The organism is Clostridium sp. UBA5712 (assembly GCF_002419845.1).
GTDB lineage: Bacteria > Bacillota > Clostridia > Clostridiales > Clostridiaceae > Clostridium_J > Clostridium_J sulfidigenes.
Genome location: NZ_DIGW01000015.1, coordinates 158,627 through 184,132, shown reverse-complemented (window position 1 = coordinate 184,132; position 25,506 = coordinate 158,627). Strand labels below are relative to the sequence as shown.

20 protein-coding genes, 4 tRNA genes and 2 riboswitches are annotated in these 25,506 nt (G+C 30.7%); of the genes, 3 read left to right on the top strand and 21 right to left on the bottom strand.

Going from position 1 to position 25,506, the window contains the following annotated elements:
• Nucleotides 1-81: 81 nt before the first annotated feature.
• Both B3B03_RS13490 and B3B03_RS13485 read right to left on the bottom strand, forming a co-directional pair.
• A complete protein-coding gene (locus B3B03_RS13490) occupies nt 82-711 on the bottom strand; it encodes an ECF transporter S component (protein WP_035129749.1) in 630 nt (209 codons plus the stop codon).
• A gap of 312 nt (nt 712-1,023) precedes the next feature.
• Nucleotides 1,024-1,137, bottom strand: a riboswitch (FMN riboswitch).
• Nucleotides 1,138-1,284: 147 nt separating this feature from the next.
• Nucleotides 1,285-3,459 (bottom strand): Tex family protein, encoded by a 2,175-nt coding sequence (locus B3B03_RS13485; RefSeq protein WP_346847020.1) that lies wholly within the window; start codon nt 3,457-3,459, stop codon nt 1,285-1,287.
• A 124-nt stretch (nt 3,460-3,583) separates the two neighbouring features.
• On the opposite strand from B3B03_RS13485, the gene B3B03_RS13480 reads away from it, so the two are divergent.
• Nucleotides 3,584-4,927, top strand: coding sequence for a M28 family metallopeptidase (locus B3B03_RS13480; RefSeq protein ID WP_346877574.1), 1,344 nt, complete (start codon nt 3,584-3,586; stop codon nt 4,925-4,927).
• 6 nt (nt 4,928-4,933) lie between these two features.
• Here the strand turns inward: B3B03_RS13480 and prfB are convergent.
• From prfB to hpf, 3 genes are all read right to left on the bottom strand, one after another.
• A protein-coding gene (prfB, locus tag B3B03_RS13475; RefSeq protein WP_346847018.1) for a peptide chain release factor 2 occupies nt 4,934-6,041 on the bottom strand; the annotation gives its coding sequence in 2 pieces (ribosomal slippage) (nt 4,934-5,962 and nt 5,964-6,041; 1,107 coding nt in all).
• A 2-nt stretch (nt 6,042-6,043) separates the two neighbouring features.
• Nucleotides 6,044-8,545: a preprotein translocase subunit SecA gene (gene secA, locus B3B03_RS13470; protein ID WP_346847017.1), complete on the bottom strand. Its 2,502-nt coding sequence runs from the start codon at nt 8,543-8,545 to the stop codon at nt 6,044-6,046.
• 253 nt (nt 8,546-8,798) lie between these two features.
• Nucleotides 8,799-9,329: a ribosome hibernation-promoting factor, HPF/YfiA family gene (hpf, locus tag B3B03_RS13465; RefSeq protein WP_150844074.1), complete on the bottom strand. Its 531-nt coding sequence runs from the start codon at nt 9,327-9,329 to the stop codon at nt 8,799-8,801.
• A gap of 544 nt (nt 9,330-9,873) precedes the next feature.
• Here hpf and B3B03_RS13460 point away from each other — a divergent pair.
• On the top strand, nt 9,874-10,455 hold the full coding sequence (locus B3B03_RS13460; RefSeq protein WP_346877573.1) for a hypothetical protein: 582 nt from the start codon (nt 9,874-9,876) through the stop codon (nt 10,453-10,455).
• A 460-nt stretch (nt 10,456-10,915) separates the two neighbouring features.
• Here B3B03_RS13460 and B3B03_RS13455 read toward each other — a convergent pair whose 3' ends face one another.
• The 9 genes from B3B03_RS13455 to B3B03_RS13415 form a co-directional block, all read right to left on the bottom strand.
• On the bottom strand, nt 10,916-11,596 hold the full coding sequence (locus B3B03_RS13455; protein ID WP_346877572.1) for a ComF family protein: 681 nt from the start codon (nt 11,594-11,596) through the stop codon (nt 10,916-10,918).
• Nucleotides 11,569-12,591, bottom strand: a complete 1,023-nt coding sequence (locus tag B3B03_RS13450) for a hypothetical protein (protein WP_346847014.1) — start codon at nt 12,589-12,591, stop codon at nt 11,569-11,571. The genes B3B03_RS13455 and B3B03_RS13450 overlap by 28 nt, the downstream gene beginning before the upstream one ends.
• Before the next feature lie 14 nt (nt 12,592-12,605).
• Nucleotides 12,606-14,813, bottom strand: a complete 2,208-nt coding sequence (locus B3B03_RS13445) for an ATP-dependent RecD-like DNA helicase (RefSeq protein WP_346877571.1) — start codon at nt 14,811-14,813, stop codon at nt 12,606-12,608.
• Nucleotides 14,814-15,123: 310 nt separating this feature from the next.
• Entirely contained in the window at nt 15,124-16,299 is a 1,176-nt protein-coding gene (metK, locus tag B3B03_RS13440; protein WP_346847012.1) for a methionine adenosyltransferase, read from the bottom strand.
• Between the two features lie 97 nt (nt 16,300-16,396).
• A riboswitch (SAM riboswitch) is annotated at nt 16,397-16,499 on the bottom strand.
• A gap of 233 nt (nt 16,500-16,732) precedes the next feature.
• A tRNA-Tyr gene (locus B3B03_RS13435) sits at nt 16,733-16,817 on the bottom strand.
• 5 nt (nt 16,818-16,822) lie between these two features.
• Nucleotides 16,823-16,897 (bottom strand) — tRNA-Thr (locus tag B3B03_RS13430).
• 42 nt (nt 16,898-16,939) lie between these two features.
• Nucleotides 16,940-17,015 (bottom strand) — tRNA-Val (locus B3B03_RS13425).
• 5 nt (nt 17,016-17,020) lie between these two features.
• Nucleotides 17,021-17,105 (bottom strand) — tRNA-Tyr (locus B3B03_RS13420).
• Nucleotides 17,106-17,509: 404 nt separating this feature from the next.
• Nucleotides 17,510-18,160, bottom strand: coding sequence for a hypothetical protein (locus B3B03_RS13415; RefSeq protein ID WP_346847011.1), 651 nt, complete (start codon nt 18,158-18,160; stop codon nt 17,510-17,512).
• 97 nt (nt 18,161-18,257) lie between these two features.
• Between B3B03_RS13415 and yyaC the strand changes: the two genes are divergently transcribed.
• Nucleotides 18,258-18,788: a spore protease YyaC gene (gene yyaC, locus B3B03_RS13410; protein WP_035135412.1), complete on the top strand. Its 531-nt coding sequence runs from the start codon at nt 18,258-18,260 to the stop codon at nt 18,786-18,788.
• Nucleotides 18,789-19,110: 322 nt separating this feature from the next.
• Here the strand turns inward: yyaC and B3B03_RS13405 are convergent, their stop codons facing one another.
• The 7 genes from B3B03_RS13405 to B3B03_RS13375 all read right to left on the bottom strand — a co-directional run bounded on the left by B3B03_RS13405 (nt 19,111) and on the right by B3B03_RS13375 (nt 25,502).
• Nucleotides 19,111-20,145, bottom strand: a complete 1,035-nt coding sequence (locus B3B03_RS13405; protein WP_346847010.1) for a rod shape-determining protein — start codon at nt 20,143-20,145, stop codon at nt 19,111-19,113.
• 96 nt (nt 20,146-20,241) lie between these two features.
• Entirely contained in the window at nt 20,242-20,496 is a 255-nt protein-coding gene (spoIIID, locus tag B3B03_RS13400) for a sporulation transcriptional regulator SpoIIID (RefSeq protein ID WP_035135408.1), read from the bottom strand.
• A 121-nt stretch (nt 20,497-20,617) separates the two neighbouring features.
• Nucleotides 20,618-21,310 carry a M23 family metallopeptidase gene (locus B3B03_RS13395; RefSeq protein ID WP_346847009.1) on the bottom strand — a complete coding sequence of 231 codons (693 nt, stop codon included), beginning with the start codon at nt 21,308-21,310 and terminating at the stop codon, nt 20,618-20,620.
• A gap of 137 nt (nt 21,311-21,447) precedes the next feature.
• Nucleotides 21,448-22,557 carry a stage II sporulation protein D gene (gene spoIID / locus B3B03_RS13390; protein WP_346847008.1) on the bottom strand — a complete coding sequence of 370 codons (1,110 nt, stop codon included), beginning with the start codon at nt 22,555-22,557 and terminating at the stop codon, nt 21,448-21,450.
• 146 nt (nt 22,558-22,703) lie between these two features.
• Nucleotides 22,704-23,957 (bottom strand): UDP-N-acetylglucosamine 1-carboxyvinyltransferase, encoded by a 1,254-nt coding sequence (gene murA, locus B3B03_RS13385; protein WP_346847007.1) that lies wholly within the window; start codon nt 23,955-23,957, stop codon nt 22,704-22,706.
• A gap of 28 nt (nt 23,958-23,985) precedes the next feature.
• Complete coding sequence (locus B3B03_RS13380) at nt 23,986-24,690, bottom strand: hypothetical protein (RefSeq protein WP_346847006.1); 705 nt, start codon at nt 24,688-24,690, stop codon at nt 23,986-23,988.
• 278 nt (nt 24,691-24,968) lie between these two features.
• Nucleotides 24,969-25,502: a hypothetical protein gene (locus B3B03_RS13375; protein ID WP_346847005.1), complete on the bottom strand. Its 534-nt coding sequence runs from the start codon at nt 25,500-25,502 to the stop codon at nt 24,969-24,971.
• Nucleotides 25,503-25,506 lie beyond the last annotated feature (4 nt).

Below are 25,506 nucleotides of genomic sequence, written 5' to 3'. Positions count from 1 at the left end.
TTGTAAATTATCTTTATATATTTTAATTTTAACTTCAACTTATTTTTTAAATTGTTAAAGATATGATTTAGTACATTTTTATTAGGCACCCTTTTTCATAGCTTGTTCAGCTAAAACATTCTCTCTATTTAGTAGTGGTGATATTCTCTTATAAGATACGAAGGTTATAAGAGATACTATGGCCCCTTTTATAATATTAAAAGGAGTTATTCCTAGAACAATTATTCCTGTTAAGCTAGAAATATTAGAGTTTCCTGCTGCTGATGCTCCTATAACATTAGCCATGCCACCCATTATTGTAGCATATAATGGAATTAGTATAAAGTAATTAAATACTGCTCCTACTATAGTCATTATTATAGTTCCTAAAATTAATCCTATAATTGCACTCTTTTTAGTTTTATTTTTATGATAAACATATGATGCTACAAACACAAAAGACCCACCAATTAAAAAGTTAGCAAATTCTCCAACTCCACCGGTGTAAGTGCCATGAAAAACTAGATTTAATATTACTTTTCCACCTTCTATAATTACTCCTGCCACTGGTCCCAATGCAAATCCACCTATAAGTGCTGGTAAATCACTAAGATCAAGTTTTAAAAATGGTGGAAATCCTGGTATTGGAAATTCAAATAACATTAATATAAATGCTATTGCTACTAATAAAGAGATTTTTACTAACCTGTTTACATTTTTAGATGTGTTCATTATTAATACCCCCTAAGTTTACTGCATACTTCATAGGGTGAATTTATCCGATGACTATCCACTCTAATATTCTCATCTTCTTCGAAGTGGGTATTAAGAGTGTCTACGTCTCTGGATAACGATTCCTAACCTTCAAAGAAGCTAAGAATTCTGTTTATAGTACCCTAATGCCTTCAGATTTGTTATTTCTCTAATGACTGTCTCATTAATACTGTTCATTAGAACTTGATTGTTAAATATAATACTTATAACAAATCTAAAAAAGCCCTGATTAAAAATCAGGGCTAAAACAAGCATCACTAAAATACTATATACCTACTTCTTTCATCCAGACTATACTGTCGGCTTCGGAGTTTCACCGAATCAGCCTTTCGGCTCGCGGGCTTTACCGCCGGTGGGGAATTACGCCCCGCCCTGAAGTGCATTATTAACTTTTATTACACTTTAATCTTACCATTAAAATCATTACACTTCAATATATTTTTTAAAATTCATAGATAAAATAGATATTTTTTTAACGATATTTTTAAACTTATATCTTACTTTTTAAGTGTTATTCCACATAAACAGAGTTTATTTTAACTCTACATCTTTTTTCATTGATAAAGATATCCTATTTCTCTTCTCATCAATATCTATTACTGTAACCTCTACTACATCTCCTAGCTTAACCACATCTAGTGGATGCTTAACAAATCTATCACTTAATTGACTTTTATGAACAAGACCATCTTGGTGTACTCCAATATCTACAAAGGCACCAAAATCCGATACATTTCTAACGGTTCCTAATAATTTCATTCCTTTTTTAAGCTGAGATAATTCCATAACCCCAGTTTTAAATATTGGTTTTGGCATTTCTTCTCTAGGATCTCTTCCTGGTTTTTTAAGTTCTTTTATGATATCTAAAAGAGTTGGTTCTCCTATACCTACTTCTTTAGCTAAATTAAATACTCCTACCTCTTTAACCTTTTCATCTATACCCTCTATATTTTTACTACTTAAATCTTTACCATCATATCCTAGGATAGTCATAAGTTTTTTGCAAGCCTCATAGCTTTCCGGATGGACAGATGTACCGTCTAAAGGTTCCTTGCTACTATCAACTCTCAAGAATCCTGCACATTGCTCATAGGCCTTAGCTCCTAACCTCTTTACCTTTAAAAGCTCTTTTCTTGATTTAAACTTGCCTGTTTCATCCCTATAGGCAACTATATTCTGAGCTATACCAGAATTTATTCCAGAAATATAAGATAAAAGTGCTGGTGTTGCTGTATTTAAATCTACTCCTACATTGTTAACACAATCTTCAACTATATTTTTTAGAGATTCATCTAATCTTTTTACAGTAACATCATGCTGATATTGACCTACTCCTATAGATTTAGGATCTATCTTTACTAACTCAGCAAGAGGATCTTGAAGCCTTCTTCCTATGGATATAGCTCCTCTTACCGTAACATCTAAATTTGGATATTCTTTTGTTGCAAGCTCTGATGCAGAATAAACTGAGGCCCCTGCTTCAGATACTATTACATAATATATATCTTTACCTGTTTCTTTCTTTATCTGTGCTATAACTTCCCCTAATATCTCTTCTGACTCTCTACAGGCAGTACCATTTCCAAGAGAAACTACATCTACATTGTGTTTTATCATCATCTTCTTTAATATTTCTTTAGCCTCTTTAACCTTAGCTTCACTTGCAGCTGTAGCATGAACTGTAACATACTCTAAAAACTTACCTGTATCATCAAGAATTGCTACTTTACATCCAGTTCTAAAACCTGGATCGAAGCCCATTACAGTTTTTCCCTTTATAGGTGGAGACATAAGAAGCGCCTTAAGGTTTTCTTTAAATATTTTTATAGCCCCATCTTCTCCTTTTTCTGTAAGCATATTACGTACTTCTCTTTCAATAGATGGATATATTAATCTCTTTATAGAGTCATCAATACTGGTATTAATACACTCATTGCACTTCATATTATCAGTGACCATAAATTTGCTTATATAGCTTTTTATTTTTTCTACATCACAGGTAATCTTGACTGAAAGAACTTTTTCATTTTCTCCTCTATTTATAGCAAGAATTCTATGAGAAGGTATGAATTTTACCTTTTCACTATACTCATAATACATTTCATATTGAGTTCTCTCTTCACTGCTTCCTTTAGTTTCTATAACTCCATTGTTTACCACATAATCTCTTATCCACTTTCTAAACTTAGCATTATCACTAATCTTTTCACTGATAATATCCATAGCTCCTTGTAATGCTTCATCTATAGAAGTTACGCCTTTATCTTCATCTATAAACTCTGCAGCATACTCCTCAGGAGATTTTTCTCCCCCTCCAGATAAGATATACTCACTTAATGGCACTAATCCCTTCTCTGTAGCTATTATAGCTCTTGTTCTCTTTTTAGGCTTAAATGGTCTATAAATATCTTCTACTTCTGTTAAAGTTTCAGCTTTATCTAAAGAAATTTTAATTTCATCTGTTAGTTTTTCTTGCTCATCAATTAATCTAATAACATCTTCCTTTCTATTTTGAAGATTTCTTAGATATGTAAGTCTTTCTGAAAATTTTCTTAAGATTACATCATCAAGACCACCGGTTTTTTCTTTTCTATATCTGGCTATAAAAGGCACTGTATTACCCTCATCTAATAATTCTATTACATCCTCCACTTGAGACTTGCTCATAGGAAACTCTTTAATTAACTTCTCGTTTATAATTGACATCTTTACTCCTCCTGATTGTTCTAAGCATAGTATTCTTTAATTTTATCACATTATTAGCAAATTTATCATAATCAAAATAACTTTTTCATACATATACTAATATAGTAATGTTTAAGGTGATGCCATGAAAAAATTTATAGTTTCTTCTCTTTTAACCTTTTCCCTAATCCTTTCTTCCATCAGTTATAATAGCCTAATGCTAACTAAAAACTTCGATGCTAAGGAAGTAAAAGAAACTATCCATTATCTATCTTCTGATGAGTTTAAAGGTCGATTAAGTGGAACCTTAGAAAATGCTTTAGTTGGCGCCTATATAAAGGATGAGTTTGAACACATAGGATTAGAACCCCTAAGTAATGGCTATTACCAAAGCTTTCAAGTAAATTACCCTAAGAGTTTGTCAGATGAACCTATGATTGCAGTTATTGATAAAGATAAGAAAATACATAAGATTTTAGAATACGGTGTTAATTACAAAGAAGATTTGCTTAACTTTAGGAATACAGAGATAGAGTTTGATAACTTAGATGTCTCTTCTAGAAACAATGATGCAATAGCAGTTTCTAATGACATGGGAACTGCAATATTTTATACTTCTTCTAATAATACTCTTGGGTTTAGAAGTTCTTTTTACGAAGAGAGTAACAAAGGGCTGTTTATTACAGTGACAAAGGAAACTCTTACCGAAATAGAAAGTTATTTAAATGAAGGTTTTTCAATCTACACCTATATCCCTTATTCTATAGAAGAAGCAAGTATCAATAATATAGTAGGTGTAATTAAAGGTAAAGATTCATCTCTTCCACCTTTAATCCTAGGTGCCCACTTCGATCATATAGGTACTGATCTAGGTGGAACTGTTTATAATGGAGCTTTGGATAATGCTTCTGGAGTATCATTTCTCTTAGAGCTTGCTAAGTACATTAAAACCTTAGGCATTCCTGATAGAGATATAATCTTTGTTTCCTTTAATGCTGAAGAATTTGGACTTAAAGGCTCTAAAGCCTTTGTAGAAGAATATAGGGACTTAATATCTGGAAGTAGGGTTTATAACTTTGATATGATTGGAAGCTATGACGGTACCCCTCTTTGCATTATGGCTGGTAAAACTAATACGGCTAAAACTCCTATAGTAGAAGAATTAACTAAGGCATTCCAAGATAAAAAAATATATTTTAATTACATCTTTGAGAATTCTAGTGACCATGGTTCCTTTGTAGATGCAGGGATTGAGGCTGTAACCCTTTGTGACTATGATTTATCTAGAATTCATACCCCAAATGATAAAATAGAATATATTAGTGAAGAAGCAATTGATAGATGCTTTAGTGTTATGAAAACTCAAATATTTAAAGATAGTTATTCTAGTAATATATTATATAATCATTTAGAATTAATTCTATTTCTATCCTTAGGTGCTTCTCTAATTCTAAGTGCTATCTATTACAATACAAAAAAGAGTAGTTAATTGAAACTACTCTTTTATTTGTTTTAGATATTCATTTATAAACATATCTATATTTCCATCCATTACTGAACCTACATTAGAAGTTTCAGCTCCAGTTCTATGATCCTTAACTAAATTATAAGGGTGGAATACATAGGATCTTATCTGACTTCCCCATGCATTATCCTTTATTTCCCCTGTTATATCCTCAATTTTATCCTTATGCTCACGAATTTTAATGTCTATAAGCTTAGCTTTCAGCATCTTTAAAGCATACTCCTTATTAGTGTGCTGACTTCTTTCATTTTGACATTGCACTATGATATTAGTAGGTATATGGGTTATTCTTACTGCAGAATCTGTAGTATTTACATGCTGTCCACCTGACCCACTAGATCTATAGGTATCTATTTTTAAATCCTCTGACCTAATTTCTATATCTTGATTTTCAGTAAGCTCTGGTAAAACTTCACATCCAGCAAAGGATGTCTGTCTTTTTCCACTAGAGTTATAGGGTGATATCCTAACCAACCTATGAACACCCTTTTCTGATTTTAAATATCCATAGGCAAAATCTCCAGTAACCTTAATAGTAACTGCTTTAATTCCAGCTTCATCATCTGCCACATAGTTTAAAACTGTAACCTTAAAACTATGGGCCTCGCACCATCTAGTATACATTCTGTATAGCATATTAGTCCAGTCCTGGGCATCGTTACCTCCAGCACCTGTATGAAGCTCCAGTATAGCATTGTTTCTATCATATTCTCCACTTAAAAGAGTTTCTATATTAAGATTTTCTATCTCTTCTCCTATGGACTTTAATTCACTTTTTATATCCTTGTAAGAGGAGGAATCCTCCTCCTCCAAACTCATCTCTATCAAAATTTGAACATCCTCTGTTCTAATATCCAAATTATTAAAATTATCTAACTTATCCTTTATCGATTTAGCATTCTGAGTAATTTCTTGTGCCTTATTTATATCACTCCAAAAATCCACTTCCTGCATTTTAAACTCAAGTTCAGATAATTTCTTTTCTTCTGCTGCTATGTCAAAGAGACACCTTCAATTCTTGTAATTTTCCACTGATGACATTTACTTCATTTAAGCATTCTTCTAATTGTAATATCACTTTTATTCTCCTCTTCCACAACAGTTCTTATATTTATATCCTGATCCACATGGACATGGGTCATTCCTATTTGGTTTAGCTTGTTTTTTTACTGGCTCTTTCTTTAAAGAATTATCCTCATTAGTTGAAGTTATTTCAGCTACTCTTTCTCTTTCTGGAGCCTTCTCAACTTTAACATGGAATAGATACTTAACTGTTTCATGCTTAATATTTTCTATCATTTCCGCAAACATTTCGCTACCTTCCATTTGATATGCTTGAGCTGGATCTTGTTGCTTATATGCTCTAAGTCCTATACCTTGTTTTAAGTGATCCATACTATCAATATGATCCATCCACTTAGAATCAACTATCTTAAGTAGGATAACTCTTTCAATTTCTCTCATTTGCTCTTCGCCAAATTCTACTTCTTTTTCAGCATATAATTCTATTGCTTTATCTAGTAATAATTCTACAATCTCATTATTAGATAACTTAGCAATTTCATCTACTGTAACAGTATCTTTAGGTAGATATATATCTTCCATGTATTTTACTAATTTATTTAATTCATCTTCAAAAGTATCATCTACACCACTAATATGAGTATTAACTGAACTTTCTATAACATCCTGTATCATTGTTTGTATTTGATCTTTTATATTAGCTCCCATAAGAACTTCTTGTCTTTGTTTATAAATAATTTCTCTTTGTTTATTCATTACGTCGTCATATTTAACAACATTCTTTCTAACATCAAAGTTATTTCCTTCAACTTTTCTTTGTGCACTTTCTATAGCCCCACTAACCATTTTACTCTCAATGGCATCTTCTTCTTGAAGCCCTAATTTATCAATCATACCTCCAAGTCTCTCAGAACCAAATATTCTCATTAAATCATCTTCAAGACAAATATAGAATCTAGATTCACCTGGGTCACCTTGACGACCAGAACGTCCTCTTAATTGGTTATCTATACGTCTTGATTCATGTCTTTCTGTACCTAATATCTTTAAGCCTCCAAGTTCTACTACTCCTTCTCCAAGCTTAATATCAGTACCTCTACCAGCCATGTTAGTAGCAATAGTTACAGCACCCTTTTGTCCAGCTAATGCTACAATTTCTGCTTCTCTTTCATGGTACTTGGCATTTAATACTTGGTGTGGTATTCCTTTTTTCTTAAGCATAGCAGAAATTACTTCAGACTTATCTATACTTACTGTACCAACTAAAACTGGCTGACCTTTTTTATGAGTTTCAGTTATCTCATCTACTAAACACTTATATTTTCCTTTAATAGTCTTATAAACAACATCTGGATGGTCTACTCTTGCTATCGGCATATGAGTTGGTATTACTATTACATCAAGACCATAAATATCTCTAAATTCAGCTTCTTCAGTCTCAGCAGTACCAGTCATACCTGCAAGCTTAGTATACATTCTAAAGTAGTTTTGGAACGTTATAGTTGCAAGAGTTTTAGACTCTTTTTCAACCTTAACCCCCTCTTTTGCTTCAATAGCTTGATGTAATCCATCACTATATCTTCTACCTTCCATAAGTCTTCCTGTAAAGTCATCAACAATAACTACTTCTCCATCTTTTACTATATAGTCCTTTTCATTCTTCATTATGTGATTTGCCTTTAACGCTTGAACTAAATGGTGTTGAATATCCATATTTTCAGGATCTGCATAATTTTCTAAGTGGAAGTACTTTTCTGCCTTTGCTATACCTTCATCAGTAAGAATAACGGAATTTCTCTTTTCATCTATTAAATAATCTTCTTCTAATAATCCCTTAACGAAGAAGTCTGCAATTCTATAAAAATCAGTAGACTTATCTCCTTGACCTGATATTATAAGTGGAGTTCTAGCCTCATCTATAAGTATTGAGTCAACCTCATCCACAATAACATAGTTTAATTCTCTTTGAACTTTTTCTTCTTTATAAACTACCATGTTATCCCTTAGGTAGTCGAATCCAAATTCATTATTAGTACCATAAGTGATATCACAATTATACATTTGTTGTTTTTCTATCTGAGTTTGACCATGAACTATAACTCCTACTGTAAGACCTAGAAATTCATGAACTCTTCCCATTTCATCTCTATCTCTCTTAGCAAGATAGTCATTAACTGTGATTATGTGCACACCCTTACCAGCTAAGGCATTTAAATAAGATGGTAGAGTGGCAACTAAAGTTTTACCTTCTCCTGTTCTCATCTCTGAAACTCTACCTTGGTGTAAGACAACTCCACCTATAATCTGAACATCATAATGTCTAAGACCAAGAACTCTTTTAGATGCTTCTCTAACTACCGCAAAAGCTTCTGGAAGAATATCATCTAAAGTCTCACCCTTTTTTAATCTACCTTTAAATTCTTCTGTTTTTTGTTTCAATTCTTCATCACTTAATTTTTCTATAATCTCCTCAAGAGAATTAACCTTTTTAACTATTGGCATAATTCTTTTAATTTCTCTTTCACTGTAGGTACCAAATATCTTATTAAATATTTTCATCTAAAATCATCCTCACTCTTTCTATCTAAGGTTTGTTAGCTATAATCATCACATAAATACTAATTAAGATTATATCAGTTATTCTTTCTCACTTCAACTTTATACCTATAATTTTCATCCAAAATAAGTAAATTAAAGCTCTATTTTAACATAGAATTAATAATTTCTGTTACTATAAAAAACTCTATAGCTAATGCCATAGAGTTTTTATTAATATAATAAGTATATTTTTAACTTTTCTTTAAAATTAAATTTAGAAATCTTGTTCAATTAAACCATAATTTCCATCTTTTCTTTTATAAACAACATTTACTTCCTCTGTATCGCCATTCATAAATACGTAGAAATCATGTCCTAAAAGTTCCATTTGTAACACTGCTTCTTCTTGGCTCATAGGTTTTATGGCAAATCTTTTAGTCTTTACTATCCTTGGCTCTTTTTCTTCATCATAGTCAGCATAGCGTTCTATATTATTAAATCTTAAAGAATTGTCATAATTTCTTCTTTCAAGCTTAGTTTTTTGTTTTCTTATTTGACCTTCAAGCTTGTCAATTACAGTATCTATTGCATTATACATATCTCCATTTCTTACTTCTGCTCTTAATAATGCACTGTTAAACGGAATTATTACTTCAATTTTGTGTATATTCTTCTCCACACTTAGTGTAGCTGTAGCATTCTCATTATTTACAAAGAATTTATCCAATTTTGATAACTTCTTTTCTACTGCAGCTCTAAGCCCTTCAGTAACCTCGATATTTCTTCCTATAACTCTAACTTTCATAATTCCAGCTCCCCTCATATTAAAAAGGATTATTGTGGTTCCTTTTAATATTTCTATTTTGTAATTATATTTTAAGCTTTACTATAAATACTTGCAAGAAGACTTTACTTAATATTCTGAAAAGTTTTCTTTCTAGCCTTTTCTAGCTTACTTTTCCTTCACTCTACGACTTATATCGCCTTTACATAGTATATGATTTTTTTCATATTTTATGTTATAATAAAATTACATGTGCTGGATATAACATATCAAATAACTAATTGTTACATAATTTATTAATAACATCTAGAATCACATCTTATAATTAACCATAAATAAATTTTCAATTTTAAATAAATAAAAGGCAGTCTAAAAGATTGCTCATTAGTATCACAAAATATAAAGTAATATTCAAAAATAACTTTTTACCACAAAAACTAGAATTTAATTTCCCGTATTTTATAATGATAATTTTATTCTAACCTTTTCTATTTCTACTTATATACTTAAATGTTTAAAATTATATATTATAATAAAATATTTATTATATGTAATGGAGGCTAATATGAAAAAGATTAATGAAATAATAAAAAATATCTCTCTTACTCTTTTGTTTGTTATGCCAATTATAATTATAGTTATAAAAAGTAATGGAATTACACTTATGAATAACTTATATATATATGCATATCTAACAGTCTATATATGTATAGCAACTATATATGTAAAAATAAAAAGAGATAAAAATGTATTAAAATTTACGCTTATACTAGTAACTATTTATTCAATATCTGTTCTTCATAATTATATCGGCACATATGAAATAAATAGATTACAAAATAAGAATATAATAATAGTTAATCGTTTTTATGATAGCTTTCTTAGTGGCGATCCTGATGAAATAAGTTCTAAATTTTATAAAAGAGTATATTTTTTCTTTAAAAAGGATTTAAATGCACCTACATTCCATGGTAATTACTCTATATATCAAGAAGATGAATATATAATAATAGCAGGTAATGCTGCTAAAAATTTTATTGAATCATATAAAACTTCTAAAGAGAACAGTTATTTAAAAAATACATTTAAAAATAGCAATTTCGAAATTCTTCCAAATAACCTTATAAAAATAAATTTAATTTATTGATGGTGTTCTAGAACCTATTATATATTATATAAGATATAGTTGGTCATAAAAAAGGTTCTGAGATTACTCATAAGATTTACACCCATATAAATAAAGAAAACACTAAGAAAGCTCTTCAAAATTATAGGATAAGTGTACCTAAATAGATGTCATTTTTGCTTTCTAGGTCGGGAATAGGTCGGGAATTCTTAAAAAAACATAAAAAAAGTGCAGGTCCGTAAACCTGCAAACCCTTAAAAATAGGGCACTTTATGTCGTTTGACCTGGTCTTTGACCCCACACTCGCCTACTGGAGCTTTTGCTACCCAGAATTACCCTCTCACTACTAACCCTCTCGCATTATAATACGGTAGGACTTACTTCTAAGCCGCACCATGCTCATTAAACATTTTATTTAACTTACGTGGATCGTTTCGCCTGCGACTGGCATCGACTTTCAACCACAAACCCGACTCTTATATTATACTCTACTTTTTGCCACTGTCAATATAAAAACTTCATTGGCCTTTATTTCCTTAATAGCTTTTGCCGCATAAAAAGCTGTAGCTCCAGATGTGATTACATCATCGATAATGAGTACTCTCTTTCCTTCTATTTCTTTTTTATTTTTAACTATAAAAGAACCCTTTATATTTTCCCATCTTTTTATATTGTCTAATCCAATTTGATCTGCACTATCACTTGCTTTATAAATCAATTCCTTGTAAGGAATTTCACAATTTTTACTTATATATTTACAAAGTACTTCACATTGATTAAACCCTCTACTTTTTAAAGCAGATTTACTACTTGGAATAAAGGTTAATATATCTATCTTATCCTTTAAATTTTCTAATATAAAATCACTCATATAACCTGCTAATATTTTTCCTGCTAAAAAACTCTTATTGTATTTAAGTTTTAAAATCAATTTCTTTAATTCATAGCCGTAGAATCCTAAAGAATAGCTTATAAATTCATCATCTTGGTGAGTTATTGAGGACTCTAGATTAATTATATTAATGCTCTTTTTACATTTTTCACAAATATAATCCTTATCTTCATATTCATCACATATTATACATTTATCATCTATCCCATATATAGTGGACAATATATTATCTACTATCTGTTTTATAATTTCAAAACTCCCTCTTCCCAAGCTCTTTTATTTAACTCCCTTAAAATATTTTTACATCTATCCATATCCTCAGTTTCACTATTGCAAAGAAAAATAACCTCTTCTCGCTCTGTCATAGATCTTCTATTTATCTTACTAGATATATAAACCAAATCCTTATAATTAAAGTTATCATTATCTGCAAAAAAAATCATAATATTCAAAGGATGCACTTCATAATAGTTCTCATTATAATTATTAGTAACCAATATACCATACTCTGCTAGTAAAAATTTAGACAGTTCCTTCTTGTCACTATCTCCTGTTATATCTTTAAATATATTTTTTGTAAGCTTATGGTCTATATTAGAAAGATAATTATAAACCTTATGAGTTTTCTCATCATCTGGAGTATATATTAAAACCTTCTTATTAGTATTTATTGACCACTCTAGGTATTCATATACACTCATAGGTATTTCTTCTTCTATATTTACTCTAGTTACCATAACCCTAGGTTCAGCAATAGGAACTTGTTTATCTTTTCTTAAATTATATAATATTACCTCATTGTGAAAAATTGGTTCCATGGAATAACTAATCATAGTTCCATAGTTATTACATAGATACTCCATTAGCTTATTTATAGATTCATTGCTATATATAGGCCTAGAATTTATTTCATCATATATAATAAAGTCAAATTTCTCCTTTAAGTATAAGGCTCTACTGTGGGTACATATATTAACTTTACCTGTATATGCTATATCATTCTCACCTTCAATAGAATTTATAAAATTTTTATTAATGAATCCTAATATCTTTACCTCTTCTATATCTGTATTTATTATATATAATATCTTTTTACTTTCTTTAAAGCACCAGTTAAATACCTTATTAAAGATTTGTTTTTTATTATTTAATGCAGAAATTATATTTATTTTATGCATCTTCTTTTTAGCGCCATCTAATATGGTATCTTCTATAGATTTCTTTGATGCCTCCACTATCTCTCTATTGGTTTTTATAAATGACATAAAATCGCTCCTACCTACATATGAATTATCTCTCTTATTCTCCATTTAAGTCCTGAATATCTCTCAAAACTTCTATTGTTATCTTTCATAAATTCAACCACTTTAGAATTACCTACCAATACAACTAACTTCTTAGCCCTAGTTATTCCAGTGTAAAGTAAATTTCTATTCATCAGTAGCGGTGGTCCCATAAACATAGGCATAATAACTACAGGAAATTCACTTCCTTGGCTCTTATGGATAGTAACTGCATAAGCTAAAGTTATTTCATCTAAGTCGCTTTCCTCATATTCTACGATTTTATCATCTTCAAAGCATACAGTAATCTTATCCTCATCCTCACTAATTTCTGTTATATACCCCACATCTCCATTAAATACACCCTTACCTTCTTCACTGGAATTATTTTTGCTCCACTTTAGAGTATAGTTATTTTTAATTTGCATAACCTTATCTCCTACTCTAAAAATCATATCTTTAATCTCAACTTCATCCTTATCTTTACTTTTAGGATTTAACACTTGCTGAAGTTGTATATTTAAATTATCTATTCCCATAATCCCCTTACGCATAGGTGATAATACTTGTATATCTCTAACACTATCCCATTCCACATTAAACTTAGGAAGTCTCGTTTTCACTAATCCAATGATTTTTTCTAACATCACTTCACTATCTGCAGCTCTTTCAAGATAGAAATCACTATTTTTGGTATTTAAAATAGGCATCTTTCCTTCATTTATTAAGTGGGCATTTTGTACTATCATACTTTCTTGTCCTTGTCTAAATATCTCATTAAGTCTTACAACTTTTACTGCATCGCTTTCTATGATATCCCTAAGAACATTTCCTGGTCCCACTGATGGTAGCTGATCCACATCTCCTACTATTATTAGTCTAGTTCCCACTTGCATTGCTTTTAAAAGAGCATTCATAAGACTTATATCTACCATAGAGGCTTCATCCACTATTAAAACATCACACTCTATGGCAGATGTTTCATTTTCTATTTCATCTACCTCTTCTTCACTATAACTTCCTATTTCCAAAAGTCTATGGATAGTTTTTGCTTCTCTACCTGTAGCTTCAGCCATCCTTTTCGCTGCCCTTCCTGTAGGTGCAGCCATAAATACCTTAAGTCCTAAACTCTCAAAAATACTTACAATGCAATTTATAATTGTTGTCTTTCCTGTTCCAGGTCCCCCTGTTATAACCTCTATCCCATTAAAAAAAGCACCCTCTATAGCTTCTTTTTGAGAATTGGCTAATTTAATATTTACTTTACTTTCAAAGTCATTAATTTTCTCATTTACATTTAAACTTAATTTATCATAATTAGTAGTGGCTAGTTCTACTATTTTACGTGTTACAGACATCTCTAGATAAAGATAGGACATATTATATACCGCATCTATATTATCTACTACCTCTACCTTAATCTTTCCATCAATTATCAGTTCATAAACTCCTTCATCAAATTTCTCACTGTCTATCTCCAGAAGTTTCATTCCCTTATCCCTTAATCTATCCATAGGTATAAAGGTATTTCCTATAGCACAAAATTCATTAATTATATATATGACTCCACTTTTTATTCTAAATAGAGAATCCTTCTCTATGCCCAAGCTCTTAGCTATGGAATCCGCTGTTCTAAACCCAATTCCACTTATGTATTCTGTTAATATATATGGATTATCCTTAACTATATTTATGCAGTTAACTCCAAACTTCTTATAAATCTTCATGGCCATATTAACAGTTATGCCATAACTTTGAAAGAAAATAATAATATCCTTAGTAACCCTCTGCTCTAAATAAGATTTCATAATGGTATTTATCCTCTTTTTACCTATGCCAGGAATCTCTTCAAGCTTTTCTATATTACTATCTAATATTTTTATTGTATCTTCTCCAAAAAATTCTACTATTTTTTTTGCTGTAACCTTTCCTATACCTTCAATGACTCCACTAGCTAAATATTTTTCGATGCCACTAGTAGTTGTAGGTATTATTTCATGTATGCTTTCTATTTTAAACTGCTTACCAAACTTAGGATGAACAGTCCACTCTCCTTGAACACTATATTCTTGGGATTCATTTATAAATGGTATTGTTCCAACAATGGTGACAACTTCCTTATCACACCTTAGTTTACATATTGTATACCCATTATCATCATTTCTAAATACAATTGTTTCAACTATCCCTTCAATGGTTATCATAAAATCTCTCCTAATACCTATTATTATCTATCTATAACTATTATTATACCAAATTATATCTCATATATATTAATAATATAATAAGATTTAGTAATATGACTCAGTTTAAAGTAAAAATAATTATCCTTGTTAAATTTCATAATCTATGCAAATTTAATTATAGTCTTTTTAATGAAACTCGACTCAGTACCTTCGCTGAGTAAGTGATTCACACCAAATCGTAGATTTGGGTTCTCTACTTAAAAAATCCACACTAACAAATCATATTGTTAATGTGGATTCTTATTGGTAAATATATATCTTTAATTACTTATATATATTTCTTTATTTCTTCAACCTTATTTAATTGCTCCCATGGTAGGTTTAAGTCATTTCTTCCAAAGTGACCATAAGCAGCAGTTTGTTTATATATAGGTCTTCTTAAATCTAATTCTTTTATAATAGATGATGGTCTTAAGTCAAAAACTTTATTAACTATATCTACTATTTTATCTTCTGAAAGTTTTCCAGTTCCAAAAGTATCAATTTGTATAGATACTGGTCTAGCAACACCAATAGCATATGCAAGTTGTATTTCTAGCTTATCAGCAACACCAGCAGCTACTAGGTTTTTAGCTACCCATCTTGATGCATAAGCAGCAGATCTATCTACCTTTGTTGGGTCTTTTCCTGAGAAAGCCCCACCGCCATGTCTACCAGATCCACCATAGGTATCTACTATTATTTTTCTACCTGTAAGACCTGAGTCTCCTTGAGGTCCTCCAATAACAAATCTACCTGTAGGATTTATATAGTATTTTGTGCTTGCATCCAATAAATCAGCAGGTACTATCGGAGCTATAACATGCTCTTTTAAATCCTTCTCAATTTGTTCTCTTGTAACATCTGGACAATGCTGAGTTGAAATTACTATAGTATCTATTCTAACTGGCTTATTGTCTTCATACTCTACAGTTACTTGAGTTTTTCCATCTGGTCTTAAGTAAGATAAAGTTCCATTTTTTCTTACTTCTGCTAGTCTTCTTGATAATTTATGAGCCATAGCAATTGGAAGAGGCATATATTCTTCAGTTTCATTTGTAGCAAATCCGAACATCATACCTTGATCTCCAGCACCTGTAGCTTCATCATTGTTCATTTGACCTGCTTTACTTTCTAAAGCTTCATCAACTCCCATAGCAATATCACCTGATTGCTCATCTATAGATGTTAATACTGAGCATGTATTGCAATCAAATCCATATTTTGCTCTATTGTATCCAATCTCTTCAACTGTATTTCTAACAACCTTTTGGAAGTCTACATAGCAGTTTGTACTTATTTCTCCCATTACAAGAACCATTCCTGTAGTAGTTGCAGTTTCACAAGCTACCCTAGCATTGGGATCTTTTTCCAATATGGCATCTAGTATTGAATCAGATATCTGATCACACATTTTATCTGGATGTCCTTCAGTTACTGATTCTGACGTAAATAATCTTCTCATTGAATTTTCCTCCTTAAATATTTAGATATTACCGACACTTAAAATTAAAACCTCTTCTTATCAGACAAGAAGAGGTTAGTATATTTCAAACTAAACTTTCTTATCTTGCAGAAAATACTGCAGGAATTGGCACCATTGCTTTTAATAGCCGGTTGCTGGGTTTCATTGGGCCTTTGTCCCTCCACCACTCTTGATAAGAGTTATATTATTAATTTATACATAGATAATAGCATAGGGAAATTTAACTGTCAACACACTTATCTATTAATATAAATAATTAATATTTACCATTATAACAACTTTATATATGCCATTAAATATATTCTAAACTTAATAAACAGATTTATTCAATTAATATAAAACACTTATTCAATTCTTATTTTATCTTTTATTAGAAATAAAATAAGACACTAAGTAAACTTAGTGTCTTATATGGTGGAGGAGGACGGATTCGAACCATCGAAACGAAACGTAACAGATTTACAGTCTGCCCCCTTTGGCCACTCGGGAACTCCTCCATTTATGGAGCTGGCAATAGGAATCGAACCTACAACCTGCTGATTACAAATCAGCTGCTCTACCGTTGAGCCATGCCAGCATATTATATAATTTGTGTAGTTTAATGAATTTAAATTCACTATGGTGGTCGCAACAGGGATCGAACCTGTGACCCCCTGCTTGTAAGGCAGGTGCTCTCCCAGCTGAGCTATGCGACCTTATATGGTGGAGGAGGACGGATTCGAACCATCGAAACGAAACGTAACAGATTTACAGTCTGCCCCCTTTGGCCACTCGGGAACTCCTCCATAATTTTAATATAACTAGATTTTCACATTAGCTTACCTGAGCTAATTCCCAATCTTTTACATAAATAAAAATGTCACTAAACTGACAAGACTTAGTATACAATTATATTGATTTTTTTTCAACCCCTTTTTTCAATATTTTTATAAAAATTTTATTGTTTTTTTCTCAATTAATCATAATTTTTTCATTTTAGGCATTTCGTCACTTAAATTTAAATCATTATACTAATTAAAAGCATTAATAATAAACTATTATTTCAATATATTTAATTTATTTCTTACAGGATAATACCTGAAACTCGCATGAACAGAACAACTATTTTTATAGTTTTCTAGGAAACTAGATATCTATTTTCCTAGAGAACTATAAGTATAAGTTTATATTTAAATAGTTATTTATATAATTAATTTCCTTCTACTTTGTCCATATCTATATATTTAGAAAATATTTTCTTTAATTCTTCTATTTGCTCTTCATCTACCTTACGCTCTATTACATTGAGAGTTCTTAATACAGCTAATCGTTCATTATTATAAGTAAGGAATTCGTTTATCTCTGAATAGTCTTCTTCATTCAACGCTTTGCATATACCTATTATCTTTGCCTTCTCTGAAATTGTTAACTCATCTATTAATTCTTCTGGTGGTACCTTCATTACTTTGTTTTTTTCCTTAACCTGCTTATTATATTTGTCAAACTCGATTTCATCAGTTTTAACTATTTCATTATCACTCTTATAAATTTGATTTAGCTGATTTTGCCTTTCTCTATTAGCTTCAATTCTTCTTTTTTTTAATTCTTCATCTGATACACTAGTTTCATTAACCCCATTATTCTTAATTAAATCCTGTGAAGTATTTGCATCCATATTCTCCTTTTCTATACCAGTAGTAATTTCTTTATTATAATTTTCAGCTTTCTCACTGCTTTTAGCTATAACCTTATTTTCCTCTTTGTAATATAAGTTTTCATTACTTATATTAAAGCTCACTAACGCTATTATATTTACTATTGTATATAGAATTATGATTACAGAATATCCCTTTCTATTCATAACATATCCTCCTTAAATAAAAACTATCTAAATTATTCCATATTTTTTAGAATTTATACCGAAGTTGCTTCATATAAATTCATATGGAGGTGTTTCTGTGAGCAAAGTTAAGATTCATTACAAAGATTCATTAGGTTATTATACCTTATCCAACTTTTTAAAAGATGAATTAAATGCAAACACAATTATTGTTTGTATAGGAACTGATAGATGCATTGGAGACTGCTTAGGTCCTCTTATTGGTAGCATGTTAGAAGAAAAATTTTTCCCATTGCCAGTCTATGGAACTATAGCTAATCCTATACACGCATTAAATTTAGATAGTAAACTATCGGATATAAAATTAAAACATCCAGATTCTAAAATTATTGGTATCGATGCTTGTCTTGGTCCTCCTAATAAAATTGGCGAGATACAAGTTCGAGATTACCCCATTAATCCTGGAAAAGGTGTTGGTAAATCTCTTTCTCCCGTAGGTGATATATCAATAATAGGTATTGTCGATTCTAGCGATATTGATGAACCCTTTACAAGTAGAAATATACGATTAAATCTAATTTTGGAAATCTCTAAAGTAATAACTCAAGGACTTGTTCATGGGTATTATCTCAGCTCATTATGTGATTAATGATGAACGATTATTACCTAGATATTATATACAGTACATGGACTTATTTATACTATTAAAATCTTTTTAACAACCATTAATTTCGAAGATATAATTATAGTTTTTATTAACTCTCCCTTTCATAGAAAATGAGTTACTTACACCAACTAGAAATGATACAAAATAAAATATACCTACTATACAAATATTTTTTTGCATAGTAGGTATATTAAATCACATTTTTATATTTATATAACCTTTATTTTTAACTTCTATTGTTGGACATCATATAAATTTATTTACATAATTTAAAATATAGGTTTAATATTCTAACTTGTACATCTTAACTATTTATTGAAACATTATATCCTGTAAACGAATCGTCTAACTTATCTACATAGTCAAGCATTTTTCCTGTTCCAACAGCTACACAAGATACTGAATCTTCTGCTACATATACTGGTACATTAGTAACTTTTTCAATGAGTTTGTCTAATCCATCTAATAAAGCTCCTCCACCAGTCATTATTATACCTTTATCAGCTATATCTGCAGCCAGTTCAGGTGGTGTTTTTTCTAGTACAGAATGTGCACATTCAGCTATGGAAGTAACAGCTTCTTTTAATGCCTCTTCCATCTCACTAGAACAAACTGTGATATTTTTAGGTAGTCCAGTTATAAGATCTCTTCCTCTTATCTCTGCCTTAATGTCCTCATCTTTAGGATATGCGCATCCAATGTTTATTTTAAGTTCTTCTGCTGTTCTTTCTCCAATCATTAATTTATGCTTTTTCCTTATGTAACGAATTATAGCATCATCAAAATCGTCTCCAGCAACTTTAATAGACTCTCTTACAACCATTCCTCCTAGAGAAATTACTGCTATATCGGTGGTACCTCCACCTATGTCAATAACCATATTCCCACTAGCTTTAGTTATGTCTAACCCCGCTCCTATAGCTGCTGCCAAAGGTTCTTCAATTAATAAAACCTTTTTAGCTCCTGCATTTCTTGCCGCATCCTCAACAGCTCTTCTTTCTACTTCAGTAGCCTCACATGGTACGCACATTACAACTCTTGGTGTTGACATCTTTCTCTTACCGCAAGCTTTTTTAATAAAGTGCTCTAACATTTTTTCTGTAACATCATAATCTGATATTACCCCATCTCTAAGTGGACGAATTGCAACAATATTTCCTGGCGTCCTACCTATCATTTTTCTAGCTTCTTCACCTACTGCTAAGACCTTATTGGCACTTTTATCTATTGCTACAACTGAAGGTTCTTTTAGTATTATACCCTTACCCTTTGTGTAAACCAGTACTGTAGCCGTACCTAGGTCTATTCCCATATCTGTTCCTACACCGAAAAAAAACATCTTAAAATTCACTCCTGCTCTCTAGTATTTTCTTCTTATTGAAATACTATACAATATTTACTAAAACAATATACACCTATTATATTACTATTCTACCTAACCTTCAATTGTTTTATATTTCATTTTAGTAGCTTTTCCACCTCTAATGTGTCTTTCAGCTTTATTTAGATCTAAGATGTTTTTTGCTTCCTCTGCTATTTGAGCATTTATTTTAGGTAATCTCTCAGTCATATCCTTATGGATTGTACTTTTACTTACACCAAATACCGATGCTGTTTTTCTTATTGTAGCCTCGGATTCTATTATATATTTTGCTACTTCTAGTACTCTATCTTCAATATAGTCTTTCAAAGCGTTACCTCCTTAACCCTTCTATAATTATAAATATGCTAACTTCCTTATTTAAATTACATTCTTGCTAGCCTTTTACTTTAAAGTTTTAAAGCTAGCAAGAATATTAATTCTATTTTAGTTATTTCTTATAACTAACATATTTAGCTGGGTCTACTTCTTTTCCATCTTGTAATACTTGGAAGTGAAGATAATCTCCATATTCCTCATATGCAAGGTTTGTAGTTTTACCTACAGCTCCTATTTCTTTACCAGCTGTAACTTTATCTCCAGCTTTAACTAGAACCTGTTCTTTAAGGTTTCCATATATTGTAGTTAGTCCATTTTGATGGTCTATTTCTACATAGGTACCTTCTGTATTTGCATCTACTTTTTTAACCACTCCAGCACTTACTGCTACAACTGCTGAACCTTCTGCAGCTTTAACATCCATAGCTAAGTGATTTTTATAACTCTTAGTTGTTGCCCAATATACTGGATCTTCAGAATATGCTCTACCTAAAGTACCCTCTACTGGATTTTTAAAACTAACTTTAGTTTGAGATGAAACTGCTGCAGTATCATTATTCTTAACTGTTGGTACTGGCTCAAGCTCCTCTTTAACTTGTAGTGCATTCTCAGGTTTTTCTGGTTGAGTTACAACTTCTTTTTCTGTTTGTTCTAATGCTACTTTATCTTCTTCAGAATTTTTATTGTTATTTCTTCCAGCTGTTATAGCTGCAACTGTAGCAACAGCACATAGACAAACAAATAAAATTACATAGAAGCCTTCTTTTTTGAAAAATTGCTTCACTTTGTTAAGTTTATTGTTCATAAAAACACCTCCATCAGTATTGTGGACGTTTATTGGGAAATTAATACACTATAAGAAAATTTTTTTCTTATTTATCTCATTTTTTTCATATTTTTTTGCTAAAAACTAAAAAAATAGGGCAAAAGCCCTATTTCTTTCTAATTTTCATTGATTTTTTTTATTTCAATACCTGTATAATAATGTTTTAAAATCTCTTCACAACTCTTGCCTTGACTAGCCATTACATTAGCTCCCCATTGACTCATACCTACTCCATGACCAAAGCCATTACAATTTATAACAACTTGATTATTTAAAAACTCTAAAGAGAAGTTAGCGGAATTCAATCCAAACAACTGTCTAAATTTAACCCCTGTTATAGTAACATTACCAAGGGTTATTTCTTTCACTGACCCACCATCTGTATAATTATTTACTTTAATATGATCTTCTAGATTAGCTGGTGATAAATTTGCATTACTATAACTGCTATTAACCACTTGCGCAAATCTGTTTATGTCTATAGTTTCCGTACTTTTATATCTTGGTGCAATATCTTCACCTAAACTTTCAACACTTCTAAGATAAGGTAGTGCTGTAGAAAATACATCTTCAACATTTTCAGTTTTTCCACTACTTGTAGAGAAATAATACGCCCCCAATACTAATTCATTATTATATGTTAACACTTGTCCTCTAGTCTCATTCACCACATCTTCAACTAGTTTCCATTTATTTTCTCCACCTATACCTAACTGAGCTATTTTTACTTCTTTGGGTGTATATACCTGACAATGAACAGTATCACACAAATCTGCTCCTCTTCCATTGGCACATCCACTTGATACAGCTTTTGTATGAGCTAAGGTATATGTCCTTGCTGCTATAGCTTGTGCCTTCAAAGCCTCTTTATTAAAGTTTAATGGCATCTCACTACATACTACTCCCTTAATATATTCTTCTAAAGGCACCTCTATAATCCTATTTTCCTTTGTCAAATAAACCTTTATTGTATCTACATCTAGCTTAAAGGAAATGCCCTTATTTGATTTCTCACCTTTATTTTTAGATTGCATCACTTCTATAGCCTGTGATGAGTCATTTCCTTTTTTACCTATATTACCTCCTTCACCTAATATCAATTTATAGGATAATATTAGAAATCCTAGTAATACTGCTGAATAAATAGCCACCATCAATATTGGTTTAATAACAACTATAGCTTTATCATAATTAATATTTATTTTAATCCTCCCATAGTACTTCACTTTTCTTCCTCCTAATAAATAAACTTCTCTCCTATACTAGATAGACTTAGTTATATTTATTATTATATTTATGGTAATATGCTTATAATTTTGTAAATATAAAAATGCCCAGCCTTAAATTAAAAGCTGAGCTATATAAAGTATAATTATATTCTAGTTATTTCTGCGCCTAGGGCATTGAGTTTATCCTCTATTGTTACATATCCTCTATCTATATGGTATATGTGATCTACTATAGTCTCACCCTTAGCACATAAACCTGCCAAAACCAGTCCTGCTCCTGCTCGAAGATCTGGTGCTACTACTTCAGCTCCTGTAAGCTCTTTAACACCTTCTATTGTCGCAATTCTTCCGTTAACATTAATATTAGCTCCCATCCTTCTTAACTCTGCCACCTGCATAAACCTATTTTCAAATATAGTTTCTGTCACACTACTTCTTCCATGGGTAATACTTAATAATGTCATCATTTGTGATTGCATATCTGTTGGAAATCCTGGATGAGGCATAGTCATAATATCTGTGGGTTTTAATTCTACATCTCCATCTACAACAATTTTATTTCCGAATACATCAATCTTAACACCCATTTCACGTAATTTAACTATCACTGACTTGAGATGTTCTTCATCCACACCTTCTATTGTAATTTTACTTTTTGTAATGGGTGCTGCTATTATAAATGTTCCTGCTTCAATCCTATCAAATATAGGCGTATACGAAACTCCTTCTAATCTTTTTACTCCTGTTATGCATATCTTACCACTTCCTGCACCTTGAATCTTAGCCCCCATTTTATTTAAAAAATTTGCTAAGTCTACTATCTCAGGTTCCTTAGCTGCATTCTCTATAAAAGTATCTCCTTTAGCAAGAGTTGCAGCCATCATCAAGTTCTCTGTGGCTCCCACAGATGGGAAGTCTAAATAAACTGTATTACCCTCTAATTGTTCTGCAACTACTTCAACATATCCGTGTTCCTCTTTAATTGTTGCTCCTAAAGCTTTTAGTCCCTTCAAATGCAAATCTATAGGTCTAGATCCTATTTTACATCCTCCAGGCAGAGAAATTTTTGCCTTTCCAAATCTAGCTACCATAGCTCCTATAACTAGGAAAGATGCTCTCATTTTTCTTACTAAGTCATTATCTATACCTTCATATTTTAAGTTTTTTGTATTAATATCAATTTTATTATTATCTCTATCTATATTAACCTCTGCTGAAAGAGATCTTAATACCTCACATAGTACAAATACATCTTCTAGCATAGGTGATCCATTGATGGTTGATACACTATCTGTTAGTATAGTGGACACTAGTATTGGTAATACAGCATTCTTGGCTGAACTTATGTTTACACTCCCTTTTAATCTACGGTTTCCATTTATATAAAATTTACTCATGTTAATCCTCCATTTAAAATGCTATTTCTTAGTATGTTATCCTGATTACAGGTGTCCCCATTATTAAATAGCATCCTGAGGAATATCTAACTATAGCACAGTTAAAATCTATCTCCTCACCTAGTATTATTTCTTTATCGTATAAATTTGTATTGCTTATAATACTATATCCATTACTTATTTCTACTTCATCAATATTTTGTGCTTTATTTAAATATAATTGCTTTAAAATCACATCTCTTGTTTCATCTATTGTGCCGTTTAAGATTTTACTTTTTACATATAGCGAGTATTCCACCTTACTACTAATTGGGGATAAAATTTCTTTAATTTTCTTTTCTACAGTTTTTTCTTCATCAATATCTAAATTAGGTTTACAAATAGAAATTCTTAGTACAACATCATATCCTTTACCATAATCAGCTATTGAAATCCTTCCATCATATTCTTCATGGTTATAATCTATTTTAAAACTTAAGTCCTTATTAACTTCTTGGTAAACTTGTCCCATAGCCTTTTCTATATTAGTTATTATAGTTTCATATATATTTTCTTTACTTTCTTGACTATAAAACCTGCCCTCCACTACATATTCCTCAGTAGAAGCATTTACACTATTTAATATTCCACTAAACATATCCTCTTCACTCTTCCCATAAAAGGTTTTATCCCGTATAATTAATATGCTTAATGTGAACATCACCACAATTAATAACTTAATATATAACTTCATACATATCCCACCTTAATATAAGAATAAATCCACTTATATTAAATCATTAACCTTTTTACTTTTTTTATTCATATTTACATATAATGTAATAAGTTATATTTTTATTTATACTAATAATATATAGCAACTTTTAAAATGTGTTCATAAATAAATTACTTTTCAACGTAATGTAGAAAATAAAAAGATAATTTATGAAATCACATAAATTATCTTTCTATTTTCTCCCTCTATGGTACATATTTAAGATAAGGTTGGATTAATCTATATAAAAATATTAACTATACCATATTAAAGTTAAAGTCACCATATAATATCTCTAACTTGTTATACTGGTTTATAAGCCAACTACCATGTTCTTCTGAAAGATATATATCTTTATCTACCTTATGCTCCTTAACTATCTCATCTTTATCATTTTTTATAATCCAATTGAACTTAACATTAAATCTTCTCATATCATCTGACTTTTCTTTTTCCACTATCTCTACATCTTTTATTTCTGATGTGCAATTTTTTTCATAAAGTAGTTTAAATCTATAAAAAAGAGTTCTATTAATTCTATATCCATCAAATCCTTCTTCAGTCATATACTCTGCCATCTCTTTATCTTTTTTGTTTAAATTGTCCCCTATACCAATTCCATTTTTAACATAATCACCACAGGCTTCTAAATCATCTTTATCTGCTACATAGTGCCTTTCTATAAATCCTCTTATGTTTTCTTCTGCATCATCTTTCTTCGGTGTGCAGGCTACTAAAAACATGCCTACCATCATGAATGACATTATTGCTGATATAATCTTTTTTATCATAATT